Origin of the sequence: Methylobacterium iners, from assembly GCF_022179305.1 — a bacterium.
GTDB lineage: Bacteria > Pseudomonadota > Alphaproteobacteria > Rhizobiales > Beijerinckiaceae > Methylobacterium > Methylobacterium iners.
The window spans coordinates 1-26482 of record NZ_BPQP01000021.1; the positions used below are offsets into that span (position 1 = coordinate 1).

The 26482-nt window shown below is 70.6% G+C and carries 17 protein-coding genes; 7 read left to right on the top strand and 10 right to left on the bottom strand.

Translation table 11 applies throughout. The annotated features are described in order from the left end of the window. Positions 1–229: 229 nt before the first annotated feature. The 3 genes from MFF55_RS07670 (at position 230) to MFF55_RS07680 (ending at position 4353) form a co-directional block, all read left to right on the top strand. A complete protein-coding gene (locus MFF55_RS07670; RefSeq protein ID WP_238243495.1) occupies positions 230–1351 on the top strand; it encodes a branched-chain amino acid ABC transporter substrate-binding protein in 1122 nt (373 codons plus the stop codon). A gap of 93 nt (positions 1352–1444) precedes the next feature. Continuing rightward, positions 1445–2551 (top strand): TRAP transporter substrate-binding protein, encoded by a 1107-nt coding sequence (locus MFF55_RS07675; RefSeq protein WP_238243496.1) that lies wholly within the window; start codon positions 1445–1447, stop codon positions 2549–2551. Positions 2552–2964: 413 nt separating this feature from the next. After that, positions 2965–4353, top strand: coding sequence for a deoxyribodipyrimidine photo-lyase (locus tag MFF55_RS07680; protein WP_238243497.1), 1389 nt, complete (start codon positions 2965–2967; stop codon positions 4351–4353). On the opposite strand, the gene cysG is transcribed toward MFF55_RS07680, so the two are convergent. From cysG to MFF55_RS07730, 10 genes are all read right to left on the bottom strand, one after another. Beyond that, positions 4311–5783, bottom strand: coding sequence for a siroheme synthase CysG (gene cysG, locus MFF55_RS07685; RefSeq protein WP_238243498.1), 1473 nt, complete (start codon positions 5781–5783; stop codon positions 4311–4313). The two genes, MFF55_RS07680 and cysG, sit on opposite strands and share 43 nt — an antisense overlap. A 189-nt stretch (positions 5784–5972) precedes the next feature. Beyond that, the gene (locus tag MFF55_RS07690; protein ID WP_238243499.1) at positions 5973–8654 is read right to left on the bottom strand and encodes a nitrate reductase; all 2682 of its coding nucleotides are present in this window, start codon (positions 8652–8654) and stop codon (positions 5973–5975) included. 145 nt (positions 8655–8799) lie between these two features. Next, positions 8800–10401 (bottom strand): sulfite reductase subunit alpha, encoded by a 1602-nt coding sequence (locus MFF55_RS07695; protein WP_238243500.1) that lies wholly within the window; start codon positions 10399–10401, stop codon positions 8800–8802. Beyond that, entirely contained in the window at positions 10398–12182 is a 1785-nt protein-coding gene (locus MFF55_RS07700; RefSeq protein WP_238243501.1) for a NirA family protein, read from the bottom strand. The genes MFF55_RS07695 and MFF55_RS07700 overlap by 4 nt, the downstream gene beginning before the upstream one ends. Positions 12183–12193: 11 nt before the next feature. After that, positions 12194–13414: an NAD(P)/FAD-dependent oxidoreductase gene (locus tag MFF55_RS07705; protein WP_238243502.1), complete on the bottom strand. Its 1221-nt coding sequence runs from the start codon at positions 13412–13414 to the stop codon at positions 12194–12196. A 16-nt stretch (positions 13415–13430) separates the two neighbouring features. Beyond that, a complete protein-coding gene (locus tag MFF55_RS07710; protein ID WP_238243503.1) occupies positions 13431–14225 on the bottom strand; it encodes an ABC transporter ATP-binding protein in 795 nt (264 codons plus the stop codon). 90 nt (positions 14226–14315) lie between these two features. Continuing rightward, on the bottom strand, positions 14316–15197 hold the full coding sequence (ntrB, locus tag MFF55_RS07715; RefSeq protein ID WP_238243504.1) for a nitrate ABC transporter permease: 882 nt from the start codon (positions 15195–15197) through the stop codon (positions 14316–14318). Further along, positions 15198–16487, bottom strand: a complete 1290-nt coding sequence (locus tag MFF55_RS07720) for a CmpA/NrtA family ABC transporter substrate-binding protein (protein ID WP_238243505.1) — start codon at positions 16485–16487, stop codon at positions 15198–15200. It abuts the gene before it with no gap. A gap of 440 nt (positions 16488–16927) precedes the next feature. Next, complete coding sequence (locus MFF55_RS07725) at positions 16928–17941, bottom strand: CmpA/NrtA family ABC transporter substrate-binding protein (RefSeq protein ID WP_238243506.1); 1014 nt, start codon at positions 17939–17941, stop codon at positions 16928–16930. Continuing rightward, positions 17938–18525 carry an ANTAR domain-containing response regulator gene (locus MFF55_RS07730; RefSeq protein WP_238243507.1) on the bottom strand — a complete coding sequence of 196 codons (588 nt, stop codon included), beginning with the start codon at positions 18523–18525 and terminating at the stop codon, positions 17938–17940. The genes MFF55_RS07725 and MFF55_RS07730 overlap by 4 nt, the downstream gene beginning before the upstream one ends. Positions 18526–18705: 180 nt before the next feature. On the opposite strand from MFF55_RS07730, the gene MFF55_RS07735 reads away from it, so the two are divergent. From MFF55_RS07735 to MFF55_RS07750, 4 genes are all read left to right on the top strand, one after another. Further along, positions 18706–19347, top strand: coding sequence for a hypothetical protein (locus MFF55_RS07735; RefSeq protein ID WP_238243508.1), 642 nt, complete (start codon positions 18706–18708; stop codon positions 19345–19347). Between the two features lie 142 nt (positions 19348–19489). Next, positions 19490–21352 carry a glycoside hydrolase family 15 protein gene (locus MFF55_RS07740; protein ID WP_238243509.1) on the top strand — a complete coding sequence of 621 codons (1863 nt, stop codon included), beginning with the start codon at positions 19490–19492 and terminating at the stop codon, positions 21350–21352. Between the two features lie 32 nt (positions 21353–21384). Further along, the gene (tkt, locus tag MFF55_RS07745; protein ID WP_238243510.1) at positions 21385–23460 is read left to right on the top strand and encodes a transketolase; all 2076 of its coding nucleotides are present in this window, start codon (positions 21385–21387) and stop codon (positions 23458–23460) included. A 90-nt stretch (positions 23461–23550) separates the two neighbouring features. Then, positions 23551–26400: a bifunctional transaldolase/phosoglucose isomerase gene (locus MFF55_RS07750; protein ID WP_238243533.1), complete on the top strand. Its 2850-nt coding sequence runs from the start codon at positions 23551–23553 to the stop codon at positions 26398–26400. Positions 26401–26482: the final 82 nt, after the last annotated feature.

Below are 26482 nucleotides of genomic sequence, written 5' to 3' on the forward strand. Positions count from 1 at the left end.
CCGTCTACTCCGGCGTGCGCTAGGCCCGGCCAGTCGATCGCCACGGCATCCTGCCGTACCTGCGCCTTCGCCCTTGCCTTCTTCCCCGTCATCCCGCAGGGCTGACGGGGTCGCCGCCGGGTTCCGGGAACGCGTCCTTGCATCCGCCCGATTGTCGGCCGAAACATCCGCGGGCGTCGCGGGAATGATGTGATCGCCGAGGGGGTTGCCGGGGCGTGAGACGGGCGGAATGAGGATCGGACGTATCGGCCCGCTGATCCGGCTCGCGGGCTGCCTGGCAGGAGCCCTCAGTCTCCTCGGTGCGGCTCCGGCGCGGGCCGACCTCGTGATCGGCGTCGCGGTGCCGCGCTCCGGCGCCTACGTCGCGGTGGGAGAGCAGGTGCTGCGCGGGGTCGAGGCGGCGGCGCGGGACATCAACGGACGCGGCGGCATCAATGGGCAGACCGTCGTCCTCGACGTTCAGGACGACGCCTGCGATTCCAACAAGGCCGTCGCCGTCGCCAACCATTACGCCAACAGCAACGTGCAGCTCGTCGTCGGGCATGTCTGCTCGAACGCTTCGCTCGCCGCCTCCGAGATCTATGCCGCGAATGGCACGGTGATGATCACGGCCGCCTCCGTGGCCGCAAAGCTCACGGACCGGGGCTTCCCGAACGTCTTCCGGGTCTGCGGGCGTGACGACGATCAGGCCAAGCTCTCGGCCACGATCCTCGCGGAGCGGTTCCGCGACCGCAAGATCGCGATCCTCAACGATCTCAGCCCGGCCTCGCGCAACCTCGCCGCCGCGACCAAGGAGAACCTCAACCGGATCGGCACCAACGAGGCGCTGTCGGTCGCCTTCGCCGCGAGCGATGCCGATGACGCGGCGCTGGCCGACCGCCTCAAAGAGGCCGGCATCCAGGTCGCCTATTACGGCGGCGACGCGAAGGAGATGGGCCGCCTCGTGCGGATCTCGGCCGAGCGCGGCTTCCGACCGCAGTGGTTCGGCACCTCGGCCATCGCCACGCAGGAATTCGCGACCATCGCCGGCCCCGCCAGCAACGGCGTCCTGATGACGTTCTACCTCGATCCGCGCCGCAAGCCCGAGGCGGCCGCCGTCGTCCAGGCCTTCAAGGCGGAAGGCGTGGAGCCCGAAGGCTCGACGATCTACGGCTACGCCGCGCTCCAGGCGCTGGCCGAGGCCGGCAATTTCGCCCGCAGCACGGATTCGCGTCGCATCGCGGAGACGCTGCACGCCGAGCGCTTCGCCCTCGTGCTCGGCCCGGTCGGCTTCGATGCCAAGGGCGACGTCACCGCTCAGGGCTACGTGCTCTATGTCTGGAAGGACGGCGCCTTCACCTACGCGAATTGACGAGCGCCGCCCCGACGCGCCGCTTGGATCGTTTTGCGGCGCTCCCTCGTTCGTGAACGACGGTTCCTCGGGACGGCAGGGCAGCGAGACTTCATGGATTCTTCCCCACCCGCAAAGCTCCGGCGCCGCGCCCTCCTCGCCGGGGGGCTCGGCGGCGCGGCCGCCCTCGCCGCGCCGGCGGTCGCGCAATCGATGCCGGAGCTGCGCTGGCGCCTGGGCTCGGCCTACCCAAAGAACCTCGACATCCTGTTCGGCGCCTCCGACATGCTGGCCCGCCTCGTCGCAGAGGCGACGGACGGGCGCTTCCAGATCCAGGTGCTCGCCCCCGGCGAGCCCGTGCCCGCGGAGGGCCTCCTCGACGCCGTGGCGTCGGGCGGGATCGAGATGGGGCATGGGCCCGCCGTCCTCGCGGCGGGCAGGGACCCGAGCTTCGCCCTGGCGACCGCGCTGCCCTTCGGCCTCAACGCGCGCGGCCAGAACGCCTGGTGGCTCCAGGGCGGGGCCGCCGACCTGTTCGGCGAGGTCTTCGCCAAGCACGGGCTCACCGCCCTGCCCGGCGGCAATACCGGTGCGCAGATGGGCGGCTGGTTCCGCCGCGAGGTGAAGTCGGCGGCCGACCTGCAGGGGCTCAAGTTCCGGATCGGCGGCCTCGGCGCCCAGGTGCTCGCGCGGTTCGGCGCGCTGCCGCAGGCGACGCCCGGCCCCGAGATCTACGGCGCCCTGGAAACCAAGGCGATCGACGCCGCCGAGTGGATCGGCCCCTACGACGACGAGAAGCTCGGCCTCCAGAAGGTGGCGCCGATCTACCATTATCCCGGGTTCTGGGAGGGCGGCATGCTCCTGCACTTCTGGCTCAATGCCGAGAAGGCGAAGGCGCTGCCCAAATCCTACCGGACGATCCTCCAGGGCGCCGCCCACCAGGTCCATGCCGACGTGCAGGCCCGCTACGACGCCCGCAACCCGGGCGCGCTGCGCCGGCTCGTGGCCGGCGGCGCTCAGCTCCGGCCCTTCCCGCAGGAGGTGATGGAGGCGGCGCTCAAGCACGCCAACGACGTCTACGGCGAGATCGCCGGCAAGAACCCGGATTTCAAGCGCCTCCACGATGCCATGAAGACCTTCCGGAACGAGGAGTACCTCTGGTTCCAGGTCGCGGAGTACACCTACGACAACTTCATGATCCGGGCCCGCGCGCGCGGGTGATCGTCCAAGAAAAAAGGCCGCTCTCGCGAGCGGCCCGAAGTCTAGGGAGGAAACGCCCAAGGAGGGCAGCAGGAGCGCGACGCCATCGCGTTCCCGCAATGCACAATCTGCGCGCCTCACTGGAAATTGCAAGGGAGTGGGACAGGAGGCCTGTCGCTTTTTGTGCGCTCGCGCACCTTCGCGCTCGCTATGTATCCAAAATGTCGCACGCTCGGGACCAGCAGTAATCCCGCGCGCCGATGGCTCGCCGTCTCAGGAAAACGGCCTTAACCCGTTGCCGGATCGAAGTTTCCGCATCGCCGACGACTTGCGCCCTCCTGCCGAAAGACAGGGCCGGGTTGCGGCGAGAGGTCCCCGGCGAAGTTCCGGTGGACGCTCTAGCTTGAGCGAAAGCCATGGAAGGTAGTTGCGGGATGGCGAAGCAGTCGGGGCGAATCCGTGTTCTTGACGAGCGCGAGCCGCGCGAGGGCGCGCGCTACGTCCTCTATCTCATGCAGCAATCGAACCGCGTCGGCCTGAACCCGGCCCTCGAATACGCGGTCGCGGAGGCGAATCGCCTAGGCCTGCCGGTGGTCGCCTGCTTCGGCCTGCTCGACGGCGCCAACGGCTTTCCCGAGGCGAATGCCCGGCACTACGCCTTCCTCCTCCAGGGCCTCGCCGACGCCGCTCAGGGCCTGAGGGAGCGCGGCATCGCCTTCGTGATGCGCCGGGCCTCGCCGGCGGCGGTCGCGGTGGCGCTGGCCCGGGAGGCCGCCCTCCTCGTCCTCGACCGCGGCTACCTCTCGATCCAGAAGCGCTGGTACGCGGAGATCGCCGAGGGCGCCGAGACGCGGCTCGTCCAGGTCGAGGGCGACGTGGTCGTGCCCGTCGAGACGGCCTCCACGAAGCACGAATTCGCCGCCCGCACCCTGCGCCCGAAGCTCGGGCGCCTGATGGACGACTACATCGCCGCCCTCGACCCGGAGCCGGTGCGGCACCGGGCGGATGCTCTCGACCTGCGCAGCGAGATTGAGATCGGCGACCCCGACCGCGTGCTGGCCGGCATGAGCCTCGACCGCACGGTCCCGCCCGTCAGGCGCTTCAAGGGCGGCGAGACCGAGGCTCGCCGGCGGCTCGCCGAATACCTCGCCGGCCCCTTCAAGGCCTACGGCACGGACCGCAACAGGCCCGAGGCGGGGGCCGCCTCGCACATGAGCCCCTACCTGCATTTCGGTCAGATCTCCCCCGTCGAGATCGCGCTGCGCGTGCGGGCGGCGAGGGTCGGCGGACCGGAGGACAAGGCCTCCTATCTGGAGGAGCTGGTGGTCCGGCGCGAGCTGGCGATGAACCACGTCCACTACACGCACGACTACGATACCTACGCGGGCGCGGTGCCGGACTGGGCGCGCAAGGCGCTGGCGGAGCACGCCGAGGACCCCCGCCCCTACCTCTACACCGAGGAGGAACTCGCCGAGGGGCGCACCCACGATCCCTACTGGAACGCGGCCCAGGCCGAGATGCGGGTGACGGGCTACATGCACAACCACCTGCGCATGTACTGGGGCAAGAAGATCCTCGAATGGTCGCCGACGCCGGAGGAGGGCTTCGCCCGCAACCTGCGGATCAACAACCGCTACTTCCTCGACGGGCGCGACCCCAATTCCTTCACCAACGTCGCCTGGGTCTACGGCCTTCACGACCGGCCCTGGGCGCGGCGCCCCGTCTTCGGCACCGTGCGCTACCAGAGCGAGAACTCGCTGCGGAAGATCGACGCGAAGGCCTATCTCAAGGCGGTCGAGAAGCTCTGCGCGGCGGAGGCCTGATCGGCGGCGATCGCGGTCGCGCCGAGCCGCAGGGCCTCGCCCACCATCAGGATCGCCGGCCCTTCGAGACCTGCCGCCTCGATCCGGTCGGCGAGGTCGGCGGCGGTGCCGATGACGACGGCCTGGTCCGGCCGCGTCGCGTTGAAGGTGACCAGCGCCGGCGTGCCGGGCGACAGGCCCTCGGCGACGGCCCGCTCGAGGAGCAGGCGCAGCGTGCGCTTGGGCATGTAGACCACGGTGGTCACGCTGGGATCGGCGAGCGCCCCCCAATTCAGGTCCTCCGGCAGCTCGCCCTTGCGGTCGTGGCCGGTGACGAACTGCAGGCGGCGCGCCGCGTCGCGGTGGGTCAGCGAGACGCCGAGCGAGGCCGCCGCGCCCTGCGCCGCGCTGACGCCGGGCACGACGCTCACGGGGATGCCGGCGAGCCGGCAGGCCTCGATCTCCTCGCCCGCCCGCCCGAAGACCAATGGATCGCCGGATTTCAGCCGGACCACCTGCTTGCCCGCCTTGGCGAGCTGCACCATCAGCGCGTTGATGTCGTCCTGGCGGCAGGAGGGGCCGTGGCCGGTCTTGCCGACCAGCATCGTCCGGGCCTCGCGCCGCGCGTAATCGAGGATGTCGGGCGCGACGAGGTCGTCGTAGAGGATGACGTCGGCGTTGCGCAGCGCGCGCAGGGCCTTCAACGTCAGGAGCTCGGCATCGCCCGGGCCCGCGCCGACGAGGGTCACGGCGCCGCCCTTCGGCGCCGCCTCCGTCGCCCCGAGGAGCTCGGCGAGGTCGGCCTCGGTCGGGACGTGGGCGGGCTCGGCGAAGGCCCGGTCCGTGAAGCGCTCCCAGAAGGCGCGCCGCTCGGCGAATCCGTGGAAGCGCTCGCTGACCCGCTCGCGCCAGTCGCGGGCCGCGCCGACCCAGGTCTTGAAGCCGCGCGGCAGCATGCCCTCGATGCGGGCGCGGACCGTCTGCCCGAAGACGGGGGCCGCGCCCTCCGTCGAGATGCCGACGACGAGGGGCGAGCGATTGACGATGGCGCCGAACTTGACGTCGCAGAGATGCGGCCGGTCGACGGCGTTGACGATCGCCCCGGCCTCGCGCGCGGCCGCGACGAAGGCGATGCAGTCGTCCTCGTCCTCCATGGCGCCGATGGCGAAGGCGCAAGCCTGGAGGTCGGCCGGCTGCCATTGCCGTTCGTGCAGGGTGACGCTTCCCGCCGCGATGTCGGCGGGGACCGCGCGCAGTTCCTCGCTCGGTTCGGGCGCGTAGACATCGACCGCGGCGCCGGCCGCGGCGAGCAGCTTCACCTTCCAGGGCGCGCCGCCGTTCGAGCCGGCCAGCACCGCGCGCTTGCCCTGAAGGGGCACGAAGACGGGAAGCACCGCGAGCGGTTCGAGCCCGGCGGAGCGGGTTTCGCGGGGCTGGCGGGGTGTACTCATCGCGACGCCTTGGTCCTCAACCCCCGCTTGTCATTCCAGGGCGCCGTCAGGCGAGCCCGGAACCCAGAACCAGAGGTGGTTCTTCAGCTTGCCACGTCAGCAGCTCTGGGTTCCGGGCTCCGCTTCGCGGCCCCGGAATGACAAAGGGAGGCTTCTTCAAGAAAGCACTGACTTCGGCCCAACCTGAGCCTACGCCGCGTCGCGCGCAAGCGCCCCGGGCAGCAGCTTGCGGATCTCAGGGATGCACGAGCCGCAATTCGTGCCGGCCTTGCAGGCGGCGCCCACCGCCTCGACGCTGGAGGCCCCCGCGGTGATCGCCGCCGTGATCACGTCGAGCCCGATCCCGTGGCAGGCGCAGATCGTCGGCCCGGCCGAGGCGGTCTCGGCCCGGCCCGACAGCAGGGCGCGCCGCGCCGCGGGCTCCAGGGTATCCGCCGCGAAATAGGCCTTGGCCTGTTCCCAGGCCGGCCGCGCCGCGCTCGGCCCCAGGGCGAGGGAGGCGACGAGGCGCTCGCCGTCGTAGGCGGCGCAGCGGTAACGGCCGCGACCGTGATCGGCGTATTCCGCGAGGTCGAGGCCCTGGAAGAGGCCGCGCATCATCAGGGCGACGGCGCGTGGCCCCTCCTGGGTCGCGAAGTGCAGCCCCGAGCCGCCCTGGATCGTGGCGCGCGCCCACCACCAGCCCTGGGGAAGGGTCCGGGCGTCCCGCGTCAGCAGGAAGCCGCGGCTGCGATAGGCCACCGGCTCGATCGCCGCAGGCGTCGCCTTCAGCTCGGGCTGGCCGGACACGGGGTCGGGCACGCCGCGCACCAGCGCGCCGACACGGGCGTCGGAGGCCGTGGCGTCGCTCCAGTGGAAGGCGGCGAAGAGGGTGCCGGGCCGGACGCTCTCCGTCACCATCGCCTCGAGCACGGCCGATCCGGCTTCGGTCGAGACCCGGGCGAGGTCGCCGTTGGCGATTGCGAGGGACGCCGCGTCGTCCGGGTGGATCTCGACGAAGGGCACGGCGCGGTGGGCCGAGAGCCGCTGGCTCTTCCCCGTGCGCGTCATCGTGTGCCAGTGGTCCCGCACCCGGCCCGTATTCAACACGAAGGGCCGCGCCTCGGTCACCGTGGTGGCGAGCGCCGGCGCCTGCACGGCGACGAAGCGCGCGCGCCCGTCGAAGGTGTAGAAGCGCCCGTCCGCGAACAGCCGCGCCCGGCCCTCCCGCGAGCGGGCCCGCGGCATCGGCCATTGCAGGGGCGGGGCCGCGGCGTAGTCCCGGTCCGAGATGTCGCGCACCCCGCCGAGGTCGAAGTCGCGGCTGCCGCCGTTCTCGAAGGCCGAGAGGGCGGCGTGCTCACGGAAGATCGCGGCGCTCCCCTCGAAGGCGAAGGCTCCCCCGAAGCCGAGCCGGCGGCCGACATCGCTCAGCACCGCCCAATCGGCCCGGGCCTCGCCGGGGGCTTCGAGGAAGCAGCGCTGGCGGGAGATGCGGCGCTCGGAATTCGTCACGGTGCCGTCCTTCTCGCCCCAGGCCAGCGCCGGCAGCAGCACGGTCGTCCGGCCTGCGGCCCTGGCGGTGTCGCTGTCGGCGACCGCCTCCGAGACCACGTAGAGATCGAGCTTGGCGATCGCCGCGCGCACGATGTCGGCCCGCGGCATCGAGACGATGGGGTTCGTGCCCATCACCCAGAGCGCCTTGATCCGGCCCGCACGAACCGCCTCGAACAGGGCCACCGCCTTCAGGCCCTCGCCGGTGACGATCCGCGGCGCGTCCCAGAAGCGGCGGACCCGGTCTACCTCCTCCGGCGCGAAGTGCATGTGGGCGGCCAGCATGTTGGCCAAGCCCCCGACCTCGCGCCCGCCCATGGCGTTGGGCTGGCCGGTGAGCGAGAACGGCCCCGCGCCGGCCTTCCCGATCCGCCCGGTGGCGAGGTGGCAGTTGATGATGGCATTGGCCTTGTCGGTGCCCTGCGCCGACTGGTTCACCCCCTGCGAGAAGGCCGTGACGGTCCGCGCCGTCCCAGCGAACAGCGCGAAGAAGGCGGCGACATCCGCCTCGGCGAGGCCGGTGGCCCGCGCCGTCGCCGCGACGTCCGGGGCTATGGTTCGCGCGCGGTCGAGCGCCGCGTCGAAGCCGGCGGTGTGCGCCTCAACGAATCCGGCATCGAGCGCGCCCAGGTCGGCGAGATGGACGAGGAGGCCGGAGAACAGGGCCGTGTCGGTGCCGGGCTGCAGCCCGAGGAAGAGGTCGGCCTCCTCGCCCGTCTGGGTGCGCCGGGGATCGACGACGACGAGCTTCGTCCCGCGCCTGGCCCGCGCGTCGACCATGCGCCGGAACAGGATCGGGTGGCACCAGGCCGTGTTCGAGCCGACGAGCACGATGAGGTCGGCCTCGTCGAGGTCCTCGTAGCAGCCCGGCACGGTGTCGGAGCCGAAGGCGCGGCGATGCGCGGCGACGGCCGAGGACATGCACAGCCGCGAATTGGTGTCGACATTGGGCGTGCCGATGAAGCCTTTGCTGAGCTTGTTGGCGACGTAGTAATCCTCGGTGAGGAGCTGGCCCGAGAGGTAGAAGGCGATCGAGTCCGGGCCGTGCTCGGCGGCGATCCGCGCCAGGCCCCCAGCGACGGTGTCGAGCGCGTCGTCCCAACTGGCCCGGGCGCCGTCGATGGCGGGGTGAAGCAGCCGGCCGTCGAGGGACAGCGTCTCGCCCAGCGCCGATCCCTTGGAGCAGAGCCGCCCGAAATTGGCGGGATGCTCGGGGTCGCCGACGATCGCCGCCCCGCCCTGCCCGTCCGGCGTCGCGAGCACGCCGCACCCGACCCCGCAATAGGGGCAGGTCGTCTTCACGACGGTCGGAGCGGGTTCGGGCACGTGCACGGTCATGGCGCGGTCCTGGGGGATGGTGCGGGATTCCCCTCCCTCTGTGGGGAGGGGTCGGGGGTGGCTGGGTGACCCTGTGTCGAGGCCAGCGGAACCACCCCCACCTCCAACTCCTCCCCACAAGGGGGAGGAGAGCCGCGTTGCGTCCTCAATACACGTCGGCCTGGTAGCGCCCGGCCTTCTTGAGATGGGCGAGATAGGCCACGGCCTCGTCCGGGTTCTTGCCGCCATGCGTGCCGGCGACGTCGATGATCGCGCGCTCCACGTCCTTGGCCATGCGCTTGGCGTCGCCGCAGACGTAGAAGTGGGCGCCGCCCTCGAGCCACTTCCACAGCTCGGCGCCGGTCTCGCGCATGCGGTCCTGGACGTAGGTTTTTTCCCCGCCGTCGCGGGACCAGGCGAGCGACAGGCGGGTGAGCACGCCGTCGTCCTTCAGCTGGTTCAGCTCGTCCCTGTAGAAGAAGTCGCTGGCCTGCCGCTGGTGGCCGTAGAACAGCCAGTTGCGTCCCGGCGCCTTCGTCGCTGCGCGCTCGCGGAGGAACGCCCGGAACGGCGCGATGCCGGTGCCCGGCCCGCACATGATCACGTCCTTGGACAGGTCGTCCGGCAGGGCGAAGCCGTGGGCCTTCTGGAGGTAGATCTTCACGTGGCTCATCTCGGCCAAGCGCTCGCCGAGATGGGTCGAGGCGACGCCCAGCCGCAGGCGCGAGCGGTGGCTGTAGCGCACCGCGTCGACGGTGAGCGAGACGCGGCCCGGATCGGCCTTGGGCGAGGACGAGATCGAGTAGAGCCGCGGCTGCAGGTCGTCGAGGGCTTCGAGGAAGACCTCGGCATCGGGCCGGGCGCCGGGGAACTTGTGGAGAGCGCCGAGCACGTCGAGGAAGGCGGCGTCGCCGTCCGGGTCCTCGCCGGCGGCGAGCGCCTGCGCCTTCCGGCGCGCCTCGCCCGAGGTCAGGAGGGAGAGGAGCTGGTAGAGCCCGTCCGGCGCGGCGCCGAGCGCGTAGTCGGTGAGGAGCCGGTTGCGCAGGGTCTTGGCCCCGATCATGCGCTCGGGCCGCGCGCCGAGCTCGGCGATGACGGCATCGACGAGGGCCGGGGGGTTGCCGGGAAACAGGCCGAGGGAATCGCCGACGACGTACTCGATCGGCGTGCCGGTGAGGTCGATCTCGATGTGCCAGGTCTCCTTCTCGCCGCCCGGCGCGTTGAGGCGCCGGCGCGAGAGGAAGGTCGCCTCGACGGGGTTCTCGCGGCAGAGCCCGAGCGGGCCGAGGGGGGGCTCGGCCTTTGCCGCGCCCTCCCCCGCCCCGGCGGGCCTGGCCGCGCCGCCGGGGGCGCCGAACTCCTCCTCCAGCTTCTTCAGCATCCGGAGCGTGTCCTTGCCGCCGGGCTGGCAGAGGTTCAGGCGCTCCTCGTTCTTGAGGAAGATCGCGTTGGCGTAGTCGGCGCAGTTGTAGCCGCACTGGCCGCAATCCTGCTGGGCCATGGCGGCCATCAGCTTGTGCGGCTCCGGCCTATCCTTGGCCATCGCCATGCGCTCGGTGATCGGGAGCGAGGGGTCGTGCCAGGGCGCGTCGTCGTTGTCGGCGAGCCTCGGACTGCCCGGCATCTCGCCGGGGGCGAGCGCGGTGGCGCCCTCGACCGCGGGGCCGAGCAGCGCGGCGAAGTAGCCCGACAGCCAGGAGCGCTGGTCGGCGGTGAAGGGCGCGGTCTCGGGGATGAGGACGAGAGGGGGCGTGACGTGCTCGCTCATGCGGCGGCCCTCAGCACGGGTTGCTCTTCGGCGAGGTGGCGCAGGGAGTCGGGGCCGGTGCGCGCCGTGAAGGCCTGGAAGCTCTCGGCCGGGCCCTGCCGCCGGGCGAGGTAGCTGCGCAGCAGCGCCTCGATCCGCCCCGGGCAATCCTCGGCCCGGACCGCCTTCCAGATCTCGGTGCCGATCTTCGGGCTGTCGCCGAAGCCGCCGCCGACGACGATGTCGTAGCCCTCGACCGTGTCGCCCTCCTCCGAGACCACGACCTTGGCGCCGATGAGCCCGATGTCGCCGATGTAGTGCTGGGCGCAGCTGTGGTGGCAGCCGGTGAGGTGGACGTTCACGGGAACGTCGAGCTCACGGACATTCGCCTCGATGTAGTCGGCGATCATCAGGGCGTGGCCCTTGGTGTCGGAGGCCGCGAACTTGCAGCCGCGATTGCCCGTGCAGGCGACGAGACCGGCCCGGATGCTCGAGGCGCTCGTCGTGAGCCCGAGCGCCGCGACCCGGTTCTCGACCTCGGCGACCTTCGCGTCGGGAACGCCCGAGAACAAAAAATTCTGCCAGACCGTGAGGCGGATGGCGCCGTCGCCGCATTCTGCCGCGATCTTCGCCAGCGCCCGCATCTGGTCGGTGGTCATCTTGCCGACGGGCAGGATGACGCCGATCCAGTTCAGGCCGGGCTGGACCTGGGCATGCACGCCGACATGGGCGAAGCGGTCCATGGGCTTGCGCGGCGCGACGTGGGCCGGGTCGACCCGGTCGAGCTTGCGCCCCAGCTCCTCCTCGACCGCCGCGAGGTACTTATCGAAGCCCCAGGCGTCGAGGACGTACTTCATCCGGCTCTTGTTGCGGTTCGTCCGGTCGCCGTTCTTGATGAAGACCCGCAGGATCGCGTCGGCGACCCGGTTGCAGTCTTCCGGTTTGAGGACGACGCCCGTGTCGCGGGCGAGGTCGCGGTGGCCCGAGATGCCGCCGAGCACGAGGCGCATCCAGACGCCCGGAGCCACGGACGCGCCTTCCAGGACCTCGATCGCCTGGAAGCCGATGTCGTTGGTCTCCTCCAGCACCGGCATGACGCCGCCGCCGTCGAAGGCGACGTTGAACTTGCGAGGCAGGCCGAAGAGCGAGCGGTCGTTGAGGATCCAGTTGTGCCAGGACTTGGCGAGCGGCCGCGTGTCCAGCAGCTCCTGCGCATCGATGCCGGCCACCGGCGAGCCGGTGACGTTGCGGATGTTGTCGGCGCCGGCACCGCGGGCGGTGAGGCCGAGGTCGATCAACCCGTCGAGGAAGGGCTGGCCGTGCTCGGGCGCGATCTCGCGGACCTGGAGGTTGGCGCGCGTCGTCACGTGGCTGTAGCCGCCGCCATGGGCATCGGCGAGGTCCGCGATTCCCGCGAACTGCCAGTGCTGGAGGATGCCGTTGGGGATGCGCAGGCGGCACATGTAGGAGTTCTGGGCGGGCGCGACCCAGAACAGGCCGTGATAGCGCCAGCGGAAATTGTCCTCCGGCTTCGGGGGCTTGCCGGTCGCGGCCTCGGCGATCAGGCGGTTGTGGCCGTCGAAGGGATTCTCGGCGCGCTTCCACTTCTCCTGCTCGCAGAGCTTGCCGCCGGCCTTCACCGTGGAATCCTGCGCCTTGATGTGGATGGCGTCGGGGCCGGTGGGCTCGGCGGGCGCGGCGCCCTGGCCGAGAGCCAGCCCGCCCGTCAGGCGGGCGGCGGCAATACCGGAGGCGAAGCCTTCGAGGTAGCGCTTCTGCTCGGCGTCGAAGTCGTCAGGCATCTGAGCCTCCTTCACGCTGCGAGAGGTTGGGGGATGGGGGCCGTGCGCCCGAACATGAGGTCGTCGCGATGGGCCGCGATCGACTCGCCGGAGCGGATCAGCGCCTTGCACCAGGCCTGCTCGGCGATGTCGCCGACGAAGACCGCGCCGAGGAGCCGGTCGCCGCCGATCACGAGCTTGCGGTAGATCCCGAGGCCGGGGTCGCTCATCACCACCGCCTCGGCGCCCTCGGGCGCCTCGATCTCGCCCGCCGAGAAGACGGGCAGCCCCGAGACCTTGAGGCTCGTGGAGAGGGCGGTGCCGGCGTAGGCCGCGCCCTCGCCCATCAGGTGGCGGGCCAGGACCTCCGCCTGCTCGTAGGCCGGCTCGACGAGCCCGTAGACCAGGCCCCGGTGCTCGGCGCATTCGCCGAGCGCGAAGATGCGCGGGTCCGAGCTCGTCATGCGGTCGTCGACCTTGATGCCGCGCCCGATCTCGAGCCCGGCGCCCTGCGCGAGGCCGACATTCGGGCGCACGCCCACCGACGTCACGACGAGGTCGGCGGGGATCACGGTGCCGTCGACGAGAATCAGGCGCTCGACGCAGCCCTCGCCCTCGACTGAGGCCGTGTCGGCCTTGAGCCGCACCCGGACGCCGCGGGCCTCCATCGCCCGCTTCACGAGGACGGCGGCTTCGTGGTCGAGCTGGCGCTCCATGAGGCGGTCCATGACGTGGAGCAGCGTCGTGTCGACGCCGAGCCGGCTCAAACCGACGGCGGCCTCCAACCCGAGCAGTCCGCCGCCGATGACGACGGCCCTGGCACCCGCCACCGCCGCGCGGCGGATCGCGGCGACGTCGGCGAGATCGCGGAAGGTGAGCACGCCGGGCAGGTCCATGCCGGGCTTCGGCAGCCGGATCGGCAGCGAGCCCACGGCGAGCACCAGCCTGTCGAAGGGCAGGACGTGGGTCTCGCCGACGATGACGAGGCCGTTCTCGCGGTCGACCTGCGTCGCCGGCGCGCCGGTGATGAGGCGGATGCCGTGGCTCTCGTACCAGTCGAGGCCGCGGAAGGCGCAGCCCGCCTCGTCGACCTCGCCGCCGAGCAGGGAGGACAGGAGCACCCGATTGTAGGCGGCCACCGGCTCGGCGCCGACCACGGCGACGTCGTAGAGGCCCGGCGCCGCCTCCGTCAGGCGCTCCAGAAAACGCAACGACGCCATGCCGTTGCCGATGACGACGAGACGCTCCTTCATCGCACGCGCTCCGCCCTCAGGCCGCGACGGCGGGCTTGGCGTGGCGCGCGTAGAGGAACTCGAGGACCTCGGCGCGGGCGTGGGTGTAGGTCGGGTCCTCGACGAGCTCCAGGCGGCGACGCGGCCGGGGCAGATCGACCTTTAGGATCTCGCCGATGGTCGCGGAGGGGCCGTTCGTCATCATCACGATGCGGTCGGAGAGGAGCACCGCCTCGTCGACGTCGTGGGTGATCATGATCACGCTGTTGCGTAGCCGCGCATGGATCTCCATCAGCGAGTCCTGGAGATGGGCGCGGGTGAGCGCGTCGAGCGCCCCGAAGGGCTCGTCGAGGAGGAGCACCTTCGGCTCCATGGCGAGCGCCCGGGCGATGCCGACGCGCTGCTTCATGCCGCCCGAGATCTCGGCCGGTCGCCGCTCGGCGGCGTGGGTCATGTTCACGAGCGCCAGGTTGTGGTCGATCCACTCCGCCCGCTCGGCCTTCGACTTCTTGTGCTTGAGCACCTTGTCGACGGCGAGCGACACGTTCTCGCGGACGGTGAGCCAGGGCAGCAGGGAGTGGTTCTGGAACACCACGGCGCGGTCGGGGCCGGGGCTGTTCACCTCCTTGTCCTCGAGCAGCACGACGCCGGTGGAGGCCTTGAGCAGGCCGGCGACGATGTTGAGGACCGTCGACTTGCCGCAGCCGGAATGGCCGATCAGCGAGACGAACTCGCCCTTGGCGATCTTCACGCTGACGTCGCGCAGCACCTCGTTGGTGCGGCCGTTGCGCGTGAAGCTGATGCCGACATTCTCGATGCTGAGATAGGTCATCGGGGATCTCTCAAGGGTGACGTGGGCGAGACGTCTCGTCGTCTCGCGAGGGTCCTCGAGGCCGCGGCGCGGGCGCCGCGGCCTTCGCGCTCAGGCGTTGGCGGTGCCGCGGGTCACCAGGGTGCCGACGAAGGCGACGATCCGGTCGAGGATGAAGCCGATGATGCCGACATAGACGAGGGCGACGATGATCTCGGAGATGTGCGAGGAGTTCCACGCGTCCCAGATGAAGAAGCCGATGCCAACGCCGCCGATCAGCATCTCGGCCGCCACGATGGCGAGCCAGGACAGTCCGACGCCGATGCGCAGCCCCGTGAAGATGTACGGCGCGGCCGAGGGCAGCATGATCTTGGTGAAGAACTCGAGCGCGTTCAGCCGCAACACCGCCGAGACGTTGCGATAGTCTTGCGGGATGTTGCGGATGCCGACCGCCGTGTTGATGATGATCGGCCAGATCGAGGTGATGAAGATCACGAAGATCGCGCTGGGCTGACCGTCCCGGAAGGCGGCCAGCGACAGCGGCAGCCAGGCGAGCGGTGGGATCGTGCGCAGCACCTGGAAGATCGGGTCGAGGCCGCGCATGGCCCAGTCCGACTGCCCGATCAGTGTGCCGACCAGGATGCCGACGATGGTGGCGAGCGCGAAGCCGAAGGCGACGCGCTGGATGCTCGCCGAGATGTGCCAGAACAGGCCCTTGTCGGTGCCGCCGTTGTCGTAGAACGGATGCGCGATGATCTCCCAGGCCTCGGTGACGACGCGCGAGGGCGGCGGCAGCCCGGCGCCGGGGCGGGAGCACAAGAGCTCCCAGATCACCAGGAAGGCGATCATCACCACGATCGGCGGGATGCTCCGGGACGCGAGGTCCCGGAGCATCGCCGCGGTGACGAGGGGCTTGCGCGGCTTGGCGGGCGCCTTCGGCTTGGCGGCGACGGGTGCGGCGACGACGCCACCGATGGTGGAGGTGTTGGCCATCTAAGCGATCCTCTTGATGCCGAGGCTGGACAGGTAGGCGGCGGGATCGGCGGGATCGAAGACCTTGCCGTCGAAGAAGGTCTCCTTGCCGCGAGACGTCGAAGCCGGGATCGCGGTGACGCCGAGCGCCTTGGCGGCCTCGCGCCAGACATCCTCGCGGTTGACCTTGGCCACCATCGCCTTGGTGTCGGTCTGCGCGTCGAACTTGCCCCAGCGGATGTCCTCGGTGAGGAACCAGAGGTCGTGGCTCTGGTAGGGGTAGGAGGCGTTGTCGGCGAAGAACTTCATGACGTGGGGGCTGTTCTCGACGACGCGGCCGTCGCCGTAATCGATCGTGCCCTTCATGCGGCCGGCGACGTCGCCAACGGGGATGTTGATCCACTGGCGCTTGGCGACGATGGCCGCGAACTCGTCCCGGTTCTCGGGCTTGTCGCACCACATCTGCGCCTCGATCACCGCCATCAGCAGCGCCTTCGTGGCGTTGGGGTGCTTCTCGACCCAGCTCGCCCGCATGGCGAAGGCCTTCTCGGGATGGTCCTTCCAGAGCTCGCCGGTGGTGAGCGCCGTGAAGCCGAGGCCCTGCTGGACGAGCTGCGCGTTCCACGGCTCGCCGACGCAGAAGCAGTCCATCGTGCCGACCTTCATGTTCGCCACCATCTGGGGCGGCGGCACGACGATGGTCTCGATGTCCCTGTCGGGGTCGATGCCCGCGGAGGCGAGCCAGTAGCGGATCCAGAGGTCGTGGGTGCCGCCGGGGAAGGTCATGGCGGCCTTCACCGCCTTGCCCGACGCCTTCTTCTTGTCGATGGCCGCCTTGAAGGGCTTCCCGTCGATGGTGACCTTCTGGTCGACGTATTCCTTGGCGACCGAGATGCACTGGCCGTTGGTGTTGAGCCGGGCTAGGATCTGCATCGGCACGGGCACGTTGTTCTGCGTCACGCGGCCGGCGCTGATCAGGTAGGGCATCGGCGAGAGGATATGCGCGCCGTCGATGCCGTTGCCCTCGGAGCCGAGCACGAGGTTGTCGCGGGTCGTGCCCCAGGAGGCCTGTTTCAGCACCTCGACGTCGGGCATGCCGTGACGCGCGAAGAATCCCTTCTCCTTGGCGACGAAGAGCGGCCCGGCATCGGTCAGCGCGATGAAGCCGAGCTTGGCGCCCTTGACCTCGGGGCCGGCCCCATGCGCGAAGGCGCCGCCGGGCAGCGCCGTGCGGGCGAGCGCCGCCAGCGACAGCGTCGCGGCCGCGCCCTTCAGGAGGGTCCGGCGTGTTTTCAGGAAACCGTCACTCATCGATCCGACCGCCTCGCCCTGCTCGAGAAACCGAAAACAAAAAACCGCCGACCAAGCGCATCCATCGGCAGCCGCGATCGCGCGCCAACGGGGACTCGGGTCAGCGGCTTTGCCGACGGTTGATGCCGATCTTCGTTGAACGGCGGGAGAGACTTCGCAGGTTCCGTGCCAAGCGCTTGGCGTTGCAGCGGGCGCGACGTCTTGGGACTGTTAGACGGCGGTCGGGATGGCGCGGGTCCCCTCTCCTATGGGGAGAGGGACAAGGTGAGGGGCGTGCCCTCTTCGGAAAGCTCACGCCCCTCACCCCAACCCTCTCCCCCTGGGAGAGGGAGCCCGCGCTAGATTCGGAACCGTGCCCGCACGGCTGGAGCGCCTAATTCTTCTGCACTGCACAATTCGGAGGCATGCTGCCGGCAAGGGCAGCAGCGATCGGGACCCGGTCAGGTCGACGCCACGTCGAAGAGGTCGGGCCGGTAGATCCGGTCGGCCGCAGCCATCATCGCCGGCGTCAGGTCGAGCTGTCCGGCCCGGCGCATCTCCTCCAGGAACCAGTCGACGTGCTCGCGGCGCGGGCGCTGCGCCGCCGCGTCGAACACCACGAAGCGCTCGTCGGAGCGGCCCGCACCGTCCGGCCCGACGATGATCCGGCCCTGGAGGGCGCGCCGGATGAGGATTGCATCGACGTCGAGATACGACCGCCGGGCGAGCAGCGCCGCGAGCTCGGCGGCGTTCCCAGCATCGGCGCACCATTGCCCGGCGCGTCGCAGGGCCCGCACGAGCGGCAGGCAGGCGGCGTCGTCGCCGGTGGGCAGGGCCAGCACCTTTTCCGGGCAGTCCCGGATCACCTCGCTGCCCAGCGCGACGATGCGGCCGTAGCCGGCCTCGACGGCGAGGCTGTTCCAGGGGCTGCCGACGCAGAAGCCGTCGATGAGGTCGCGCCGAAGGGTCTCGGCGATCTGCGGGGGCGGGATCACGATGAGGCGGGTTCGCCGGTCGATGTCGAGGCCGCCGCGCTCGGCGAAGCGCCGGAGCTGGTAGGTGTGGCTGGAGAAGGGATGCACTGTCCCGAGCGTGAGCGGCCGGCCCGCGGCGGCGCGGCGCTCGGCGGCTGCGGCGAAGGCCTTTGCGATGCTGCCGATGTCGTCGTCCTTCGGGGCCATCTCCTCCCAGAGCGGCAGCGAGACCGTGATGGCGTTGCCGTTGAGGTTGAGCGCGATCGGCACGGTCAGCGCCGTCGGCACGCCGCTGAGGCCGAGCGCGCTCGCGATGGCGAGCGGCCCCAGCATATGCGCCCCATCGAGATGGCCGAGCGCCAGCCGGTCGCGCAGCGTCGCCCAGGAGGGCTCGCGCACGAGATCGATCTGCAGCCCCTCGCCCGCGGCGAAGCCGAGCTCGACCGCGACGATCAGAGCGGCGGCGTCCATCAGCGGGACGTATCCGATCTCGAGCCTCATCCGAGGAGGTCCGCGGCGGTGACGATCGCCCGGGCGATGTCGGCGATCTTCCGCTTCTCGTTCATCGCCTTGCGCCGCATCAGCTTGTAGGCCTCGTCCTCGTTCATGGCGCGGGCGGACATCAGGATGCCCTTGGCGCGCTCGATCAGCTTGCGGTCGGCGAGCTCGCCCCGCGCTTCCGTCAGCTCGCGCTGAAGACGGGCGAAGGCGTTGAAGCGCAGGATCGCGATGTCGAGGATGGAGCGGATGCGCTGCGGCTGCAGCCCGTCGACCACGTAGGCCGAGATGCCGGCATCCACCGCCGCCTGCATCATCGGCACGTCGGAGCGGTCGACGAACATCGCCACCGGGCGCTCGACGTGACGGGAGAGGCCGGACATCTGCTCGAGGATGTCCCGGCTCGGGCTCTCCAGGTGGATCACCACCACGTCGGGCTGCAGCGAGGCCACCCGCTCCGGCAGGTCGGCGCCGTCGGGGAGGATCACGACGCGCTCGACGCCCGCCGCCCGCAGGCCCTCCTCGAGGATGGCGGCGCGGGCGCGGCTCGGGTCGATCACGGCGACGGTGAGGCTGGATTCGGTCATCGGGGCCCGCGAGGGCGAGGTCTCTATGTGTCTGGGGCGGGCGCCACCGGTTCGGGCGATGGGCAGGCAAGCGGCGTGCCCGGTGCCGGATATTACCGTCGGGAAAGCAAACGGCCCAGGTTCCGCCGCAAACGCAGCCGCCAATGGCGGAAGACGGCGATCGCTGGCGAGGTGCTTCGGATGAGCGGCAAGACCCGGCATGGTTCCGATCCCGACCACTTCGCGTCGGAATCCCGTGCGGGCATGGCCCTGCCGCTTCTGCCCACCCTGATCGTCGCCGCCCTGGTCGGCACCATGGCGCTCTGCCACGAGCCCGCGGCACCGGGCCCGGAGACGCGGGCGGCCGCCGTCGATGCCGCGCAGCAGGTGCCCGTGGGCGAGCCGCAGGGGGAGGTCGCCGTGGCGAACCCCCTGCCCGCCTCCCTCGCCTTCGCCCAGCAATTCCCGATGAACCCCGAGATCTGGGTCGTGCCCTCGGCGACCGCGCAGGTCGCGCTGCGCACCGAACCGTCGCGGCCGGCTACGACGCGGACTGTCCGGGTCACCACAACGGCGTCCCGTCCCACCTGCCCCGGGACGCGCTGCGGCGATCCCCGCGCGGTCGCGACGACGGATGCGCCGACCAACCCGCCGCGGCACGTGGCCGACGTAGAGGACTCGCCCTTCCCGGCTCTGCCTGATCTGGCCCTGCCCGACCTGACCCTGCCCTTCGCGCCTACGGTCCGTGCGGCGACGCGCTTCATCGGCGAGCAGGCCGTCGCGATGCGGAGCGAGGCGGGGACGCTCCGGGACAGCGTCGTCGAACTCGTCGGCCTTCGCTGAGGCCGCCGTTGCCTGGCTTGCGCGGCGCACAATTGACCCAAGCCGATTCCGCCTTGGCGCTGGACCCTCCTCCCCAGCCGGCCTAGTTGGGGCCCGTCGGGTTCGCCCTCTCACGGGAGGGCGCCCACGCCTGAGGACGTGGATGGCGGGACGGATCGAGGATTACGCGCTCGTGGGCGACGGCCGCACCGCCGCTCTGATCGCACGCGACGGCAGCGTCGACTGGCTGTGCTGGCCGCGCTTCGACGCCGCCGCCTGCTTCGCGGCGCTGCTGGGCACCGAGGCGCACGGCTTCTGGCGCCTCGCCCCCGCGGCCGAATACGGGACCAGCCGCCGCTACCGCGACGGGAGCCTCGTCCTCGAGACGACGCACCGCACATCGGCCGGCCAGGTTCGCGTCACCGACTACATGCCGGTGAACGACGGCGCGCACCTCGTGCGCATCGTCGAGGGCCTGGAGGGCTGCGTGCCCATGCGCATGGATCTCGCCGTGCGCTTCGATTACGGGCTCTCGGTGCCCTGGGTCTCCCACAACGAGCTCGGTGATCTGCGGACGGTCTCGGGTCCGCACAAGGTCGTGCTGCGCACCCCCGCCCCTCTCCAGGGCGCGGGCCTCTCCACGATCTCCGAGTTCACGGTCGAGGCGGGCGAGAGCGTGGCCTTCACCCTCAGCTACGGCCCCTCGCACGAGGACGACCCGGCGCCGATCGAGCCGCGCAAGGTCCTGTTCGCCACCGACCGGTACTGGCGCGACTGGTCCGCCCGCTGCGTCGGCAAGACGCCCTGGGACGCCGTGCTGAAGCGCTCGCTCCTGACCCTCAAGGCGCTGATCTACCAGCCCACCGGCGGCATCGTGGCCGCGCCGACCACCTCGCTGCCCGAGCAGCTCGGCGGCGTGCGCAACTGGGACTACCGCTTCTGCTGGCTGCGCGATTCCACCTTCACCCTGATCTCGCTGATGGATGGCGGCTATCTCGACGAGGCCCGTGCCTGGCGCGACTGGCTGGTGCGGGCGGTGGCCGGCAACCCGGAACAGGCGCACATCCTCTACGGCATCGCCGGCGAGCGCATGCTGCCGGAGATCGAGCTCGACTGGCTGCCCGGCTACGAGGGCTCGAAGCCGGTGCGGATCGGCAACGCGGCGGTCGACCAGTTCCAGCTCGACGTCTACGGCGAGATCTTCGACGCCCTCTACCAGGCCCGGCAGCGCGGCATGCTCGGCGATGCCGACGGCTGGCGGGTCGGTCTCGCGCTCCTGCGCCACCTCGAGAAGGTCTGGCGGGAGCCCGACGAGGGCATCTGGGAGATCCGCGCCGGGCGCCGGCACTTCACCCACTCGAAGGTCATGGCCTGGGTCGCCTTCGACCGCGCCATCCGCTCCTACGAGGAGGGCGGCGGGCCCGAGGCGCCTCCAATCGAGCGCTGGCGCGAGAACCGCGACGCCATCCACGCCGAGGTCTGCGAGAAGGGCTTCGACCCCGAGCTCAACAGCTTCGTCCAGTCTTACGGCTCGAAGCGCCTCGATGCGAGCCTGCTCCTGATCGCCCATATGGGGTTCCTGCCCCAGGACGATCCGCGCGTCGTCGGCACCGTCGAGGCGATCGGGCGCGGGCTGATGCAGGACGGCTTCGTGATGCGCTACGAGATCGAGGATCGCGGCGCCGACGGTCTTCCGGGAACCGAGGGCGCTTTCCTGCCCTGCAGCTTCTGGTATGCCGACAACCTGATCGGGCTCGGCCGCTGCGGCGAGGCGCGGGACATGATCGACCGGCTGATCGGGGTCTGCAACGACCTCGGGCTGGTGTCGGAGGAATACGACACGAAGGCGCGCCGCCTCGTCGGCAACTTCCCGCAGGCCTTCAGCCACGTGACCCTGGTCAACACCATCCTGAACTACAGCCGGGCCCTGGGGCCGGCGAGGGAACGCAGCGCGCACGCCGAGGATGATCGCCGGGGCGGCGCCCACAAGATCCACGAGATGGCGGCGACGGCCGCCCGCGCCTGAGACCGCGCGAGCTTTTGAGAAAGACCGAGACGATGAGCGGAGCCGACACCGCGCCCAAGGGCGCCCTCAGCGAGATCGACAAGCTCTCGATCGACACGATCCGGACGCTCGCGATCGACGCGGTGCAGAAGGCCAATTCCGGTCATGCCGGCGCGCCGATGGCGCTGGCGCCGGTGGCCTACACCCTGTGGAACCGCTACCTGCGCTTCGACCCGGCGCATCCGCACTGGCCGAACCGCGACCGCTTCGTGCTCTCGGCCGGCCACGCCTCGATGCTGCTCTACGCACTGATCCATCTCGCGGGCGTCGCGCGCAAGGACGGCGGCAACGAGCCCGCGCTCAGCCTCGACGACCTGAAGAACTTCCGGCAGCTCGACAGCCGGACCCCGGGCCACCCCGAATACCACTTCACGACCGGCGTCGAGACCACAACGGGCCCGCTCGGCCAGGGCGTGGCGAACTCGGTGGGCATGGCGATGGGCGGGCGCTTCCTCGGCGAGACGCTGAACCGGGACGCGCTGCCGCTCTTCGACTTCAACGTCTACGCGATCTGCTCGGACGGCGACCTCATGGAGGGCGTGGCGAGCGAGGCCGCCTCGATCGCCGGCCATCTTCGCCTGTCGAACCTGTGCTGGATCTACGACAGCAACACCATCACCATCGAGGGCCACACCGAGCTCGCCTTCTCCGAGGAGGTCGCCGCGCGCTTCCTCGCCTATGGCTGGCAGGTGCTGCGGGTGGCCGACGCCAACGATGTCCACGCCATCTCGGCCTCCCTCGAGACCTTCCTGCAATCGGGCGACCGGCCGACGCTCATCATCGTCAATTCGGTCATCGGCTACGGCGCGCCCAAGAAGCAGAACACCGCCAAGGCCCATTCCGACCCGCTGGGCGAAGACGAGGTCAAGGGCGCCAAGCGCGCCTATGGCTGGCCCGAGGACGCGCACTTCCTAGTGCCCGACGGCGTCTACGACAACTTCCGCGACGGCATCGGCCAGCGCGGCGCCGAGCTCTACGCGACCTGGGAAGGCTTTCTGCGCGAGGCGAAGGACGCCGATCCCGCCCACGCGGAGGAGATCGCCGCGCTCCAGGAGGGCCGGCTGCCCGAGGGCTGGGACCGCGACATTCCGGTGTTCCCGGCCGACGCGAAGGGCCTCGCCACGCGCGAATCATCCGGCAAGGTGCTGAACGCCATCGCGAAGAACGTAGCCTTGCTGCTCGGCGGCTCGGCCGACCTCGCGCCCTCCAACAAGACCAAGCTTGAATTCGAGGGGGCGGGGACGCTCTCGCCCTTCGATCCGGGCGGGCGCAACATCCATTACGGCGTGCGCGAGCACGCGATGGGCTCGATCGTGAACGGCCTCGGCCTCGTCGGCCTGCGCGCCTACGGCGCCACCTTCCTCGTCTTCGCCGATTACATGCGCCCGCCGATCCGCCTCGCGGCGCTGATGGAGCTGCCGGTCTTCCACGTCTTCACGCACGACTCGATCGGCGTCGGCGAGGACGGCCCGACCCACCAGCCCGTGGAGCAGCTGCTCTCGCTTCGCGCCATCCCCGGCCTCGTGACGCTGCGCCCGGCCGACGCCAACGAGGTCGCCGAGGCCTACCGCGTCGTCATGGGTCTCAAGAACCAGCCCGCCGTGCTGGCGCTCTCCCGCCAGCCGCTGCCGACCCTCGACCGGCAGAAGTACGCGAGCGCGGCCGGCGTCGCGAAGGGCGCCTACGTGCTCGCCGATTGCGAGGGCACGCCCGAGGTGATCCTCATCGGCACGGGCAGCGAGGTCCAGCTCTGCGTCGGCGCCTACGACGCGCTGACGGCGGAGGGCATCAAGGCCCGCGTCGTCTCGATGCCCTCCTGGGAGCTGTTCGAGCGCCAGGACGAGGCCTATCGCAATGCGGTGCTCGTCCCCGAGGTGCTGGCCCGCGTCGCCGTCGAGCAGGGCTCGGTGATCGGCTGGGATCGCTACGCGGGCTCGTCGGGTGCCATCATCGGCATGTCGACCTTCGGCTCCTCCGCGCCGATCAAGGACCTGCAGGCGAAGTTCGGCTTCACCCCCGAGAAGGTCCTGCAGGCGGCCCGCGACCAGATCGCCAAGCACAAGCGGTAGATCGCGCGAGCGATGGAACGTGGAGCCCCGCTCCCAAGCCGAGCGGGCGCCCTAGGTTGATGCAACGGCATGGACCATGAGGATTCCGGCATGAACCCGCTCAAGGCACTCTTCCCCGAACTGGGTCAGGCCGTCTGGCTCGACTTCGTCGCCCGCGGGTTCATCGCGGAGGGCAGGCTCAAGCGCCTCGTCGACGAGGACGGCCTGCGGGGCGTCACCTCCAACCCCTCGATCTTCGAGAAGGCGATCGGCGATTCCGCCGAGTACGATCCCGCCCTCAAGGCGGTCATGGAGGCCGGGGACAGCCGCGTGATCGACCTCTACGAGGGCCTCGCCATCGCCGACATCCAGGCTGCGGCCGACGTGCTGAGGCCGGTCTACGAGGCGAGCGACGGCGCCGACGGCTACGTCAGCCTCGAAGTCTCGCCCTACCTCGCCCTTCACACGGATGAGACCCTCGCCGAGGCCCGCCGCCTTCACGCGGCAGTGGCCCGCGACAACCTCATGGTGAAGGTGCCGGCCACCCCCGAGGGCATTCCGGCGATCCAAACGCTCACGGCCGAGGGCATCAGCATCAACGTCACGCTGCTGTTCGGGCAGGACGCCTACGAGCAGGTGGCCCGCGCCTTCATCGCCGGCCTCCAGGCGCGCGTCGAGAAGGGCGGGGACGTGTCCCGCATCGCCAGCGTGGCGAGCTTCTTCATCAGCCGCATCGACGTGACCGTGGACAAGGCCCTCGACGCCAAGATCGCCGAGGCCAACGATCCCGACGAAAAGGCCGCGCTCGAGGCCCTCAAGGGTAAGGTCGCCATCGCCAACGCCAAGCTCGCCTACCAGCGCTACAAGCGCATTTTCGCGGAACCGGCGTGGCAGGCCCTCGCGGCGAAGGGCGCCAAGGCGCAGCGCCTGCTCTGGGCCTCCACGGGAGTCAAGAACAAGGCCTATTCCGACGTGCTCTACGTCGAGGAACTGATCGGGCCAGACACCGTCAACACCATGCCGCCGGCCACCATGGACGCGTTCCGCGACCACGGACGATCGCGCGCGGCGATCGAGGAGGATGTCGCCGGGGCCGAGGCCGTGATGGCGCGGCTCGCCAAGTCCGGCATCGACATCGACGCCATTGCCCGGCAACTCGTCGAGGAAGGCGTGCAGCTCTTCGTCGACGCCGCCGACAAGCTGCTCGGCGCGGTGGCGGGCAAGCGCGCCGACCTGCTCGCCGCGCGCCTCAACGGCCAGACGCTGGTTCTGGACGAGGCGCTGGGGACCGAATCCAAGAAGGCGGTCGAGACCTGGCGCGCCTCCGGCGCGATCCGACGCCTCTGGGCGCACGACAAGACCCTGTGGAGTGGCGCCGACGAGGATCGCTGGCTCGGCTGGCTGCGCATCGTCGAGGACGAGCTCGGGCATCTCGGCGATTACGTCGACTTCGCCGAGGACGTGCGGCGGGCGGGCTTCACCGACGCGGTGGTTCTCGGCATGGGCGGGTCGAGCCTCGGCCCGGAGGTGCTGGCCGAGACCTTCGGCCACCGCGACGGCTTCCCGAAGCTCCGCATCCTCGACTCGACCGACCCGGACGAGGTTCGCGCCGTCGAAGCCGCCGTGAACCTGCCGACCACGCTGTTCATCGTGGCGAGCAAGTCCGGCTCGACCCTCGAGCCGAACGTCTTCCGCGACTACTTCCTCGGCCGGATGAAGGCGGTCGTCGGCGCGGACGGGGCGGGCTCGCATTTCGTCGCGGTCACCGATCCGGGCTCCGCCATGGAGACGGCCGCGAAAGCCGACGACTTCCGAAAGATCTTCCACGGCGTCCCGCAGATCGGCGGGCGCTACTCGATCCTCTCCGCCTTCGGCCTCGTGCCGGCGGCGGCCAGCGGCATCGACGTTGGCGCCTTCCTCGACACCGCCCGGACCATGGTGCGCTCCTGCGGGCCGGCCGTGCCGCCGGCCCAGAACCCCGGCGTTCTGCTCGGCACCGCCATGGCGAGCGCGGCGCTCAAGGCGGGGCGCGACAAGGTGACGATCATCGCCTCGCCCGGCATCGACACCTTCGGCGCCTGGGCCGAGCAGCTCATCGCGGAATCGACGGGCAAGGGCGGCAAGGGCCTGATCCCGATCGACGGCGAGCCGGTCGACGTGCCCGCGGTCTACGGGCGCGACCGCTTCTTCGTGTACCTGCGCCTCGATGGCCATGCCGACGAGCGACAGGACGAGGCGGTGCGCAACCTCGAGCGCGAGGGGCATCCCGTCGCGCGGATCACCCTCGCGACGGCCGAGCAGCTCCCTCAGGAATTCTTCCGCTTCGAGGTGGCCACTGCCGTCGCGGGGGCGCTCCTCGGGATCAACCCCTTCGACCAGCCCGACGTCGAGGCGAGCAAGATCGAAACGAAGAAGCTGTTCGACGCCGCCGAGGCGCAGGGGGCCCTACCGGCCGAGACGCCGCTCTTCTCCGACGATCGCATCGCCCTCTACGCCGATCCGGCCAATGCCGAGGCGCTGTCCGGCCAGGACGGCTTCGAGGCGGCGATCGCGGCCCATCTCGGGCGCATCCGCGACGGCGACTACGTCGCCTTCCTCGCCTACGTGGCCCGCAACCCGAGCCACCACGCCATCCTGCAGGACGCGCGGATCGCGCTGCGGGACACGCGCCGGGTCGCGACCTGCCTCGAATTCGGGCCGCGGTTCCTCCACTCGACGGGCCAAGCCTACAAGGGCGGCCCCGATACGGGCGTCTTCCTCCAGATCACCGCCGACCCGGCCGAGGACCTCGCGATCCCGAGACGCAAACTCGGCTTCGGCACGGTGATCGCGGCCCAGGCAAGAGGCGATTTTGCGGTCTTGGCCGAGCGCGGCCGGCGGGCGCTGCGGGTGCACATCAAGGGCGGCGACGTCGAGGCGGGGCTGAAGCGGATCGCGGCGGCCGTGAACGCGGCCGCCTAGCGCCTCTCCTCCCCCTTGTGGGGAGGAGTTGGAGGTGGGGGTGGCTGGGCGACCCTGCCGCTCACCAAGCGGAACCACCCCC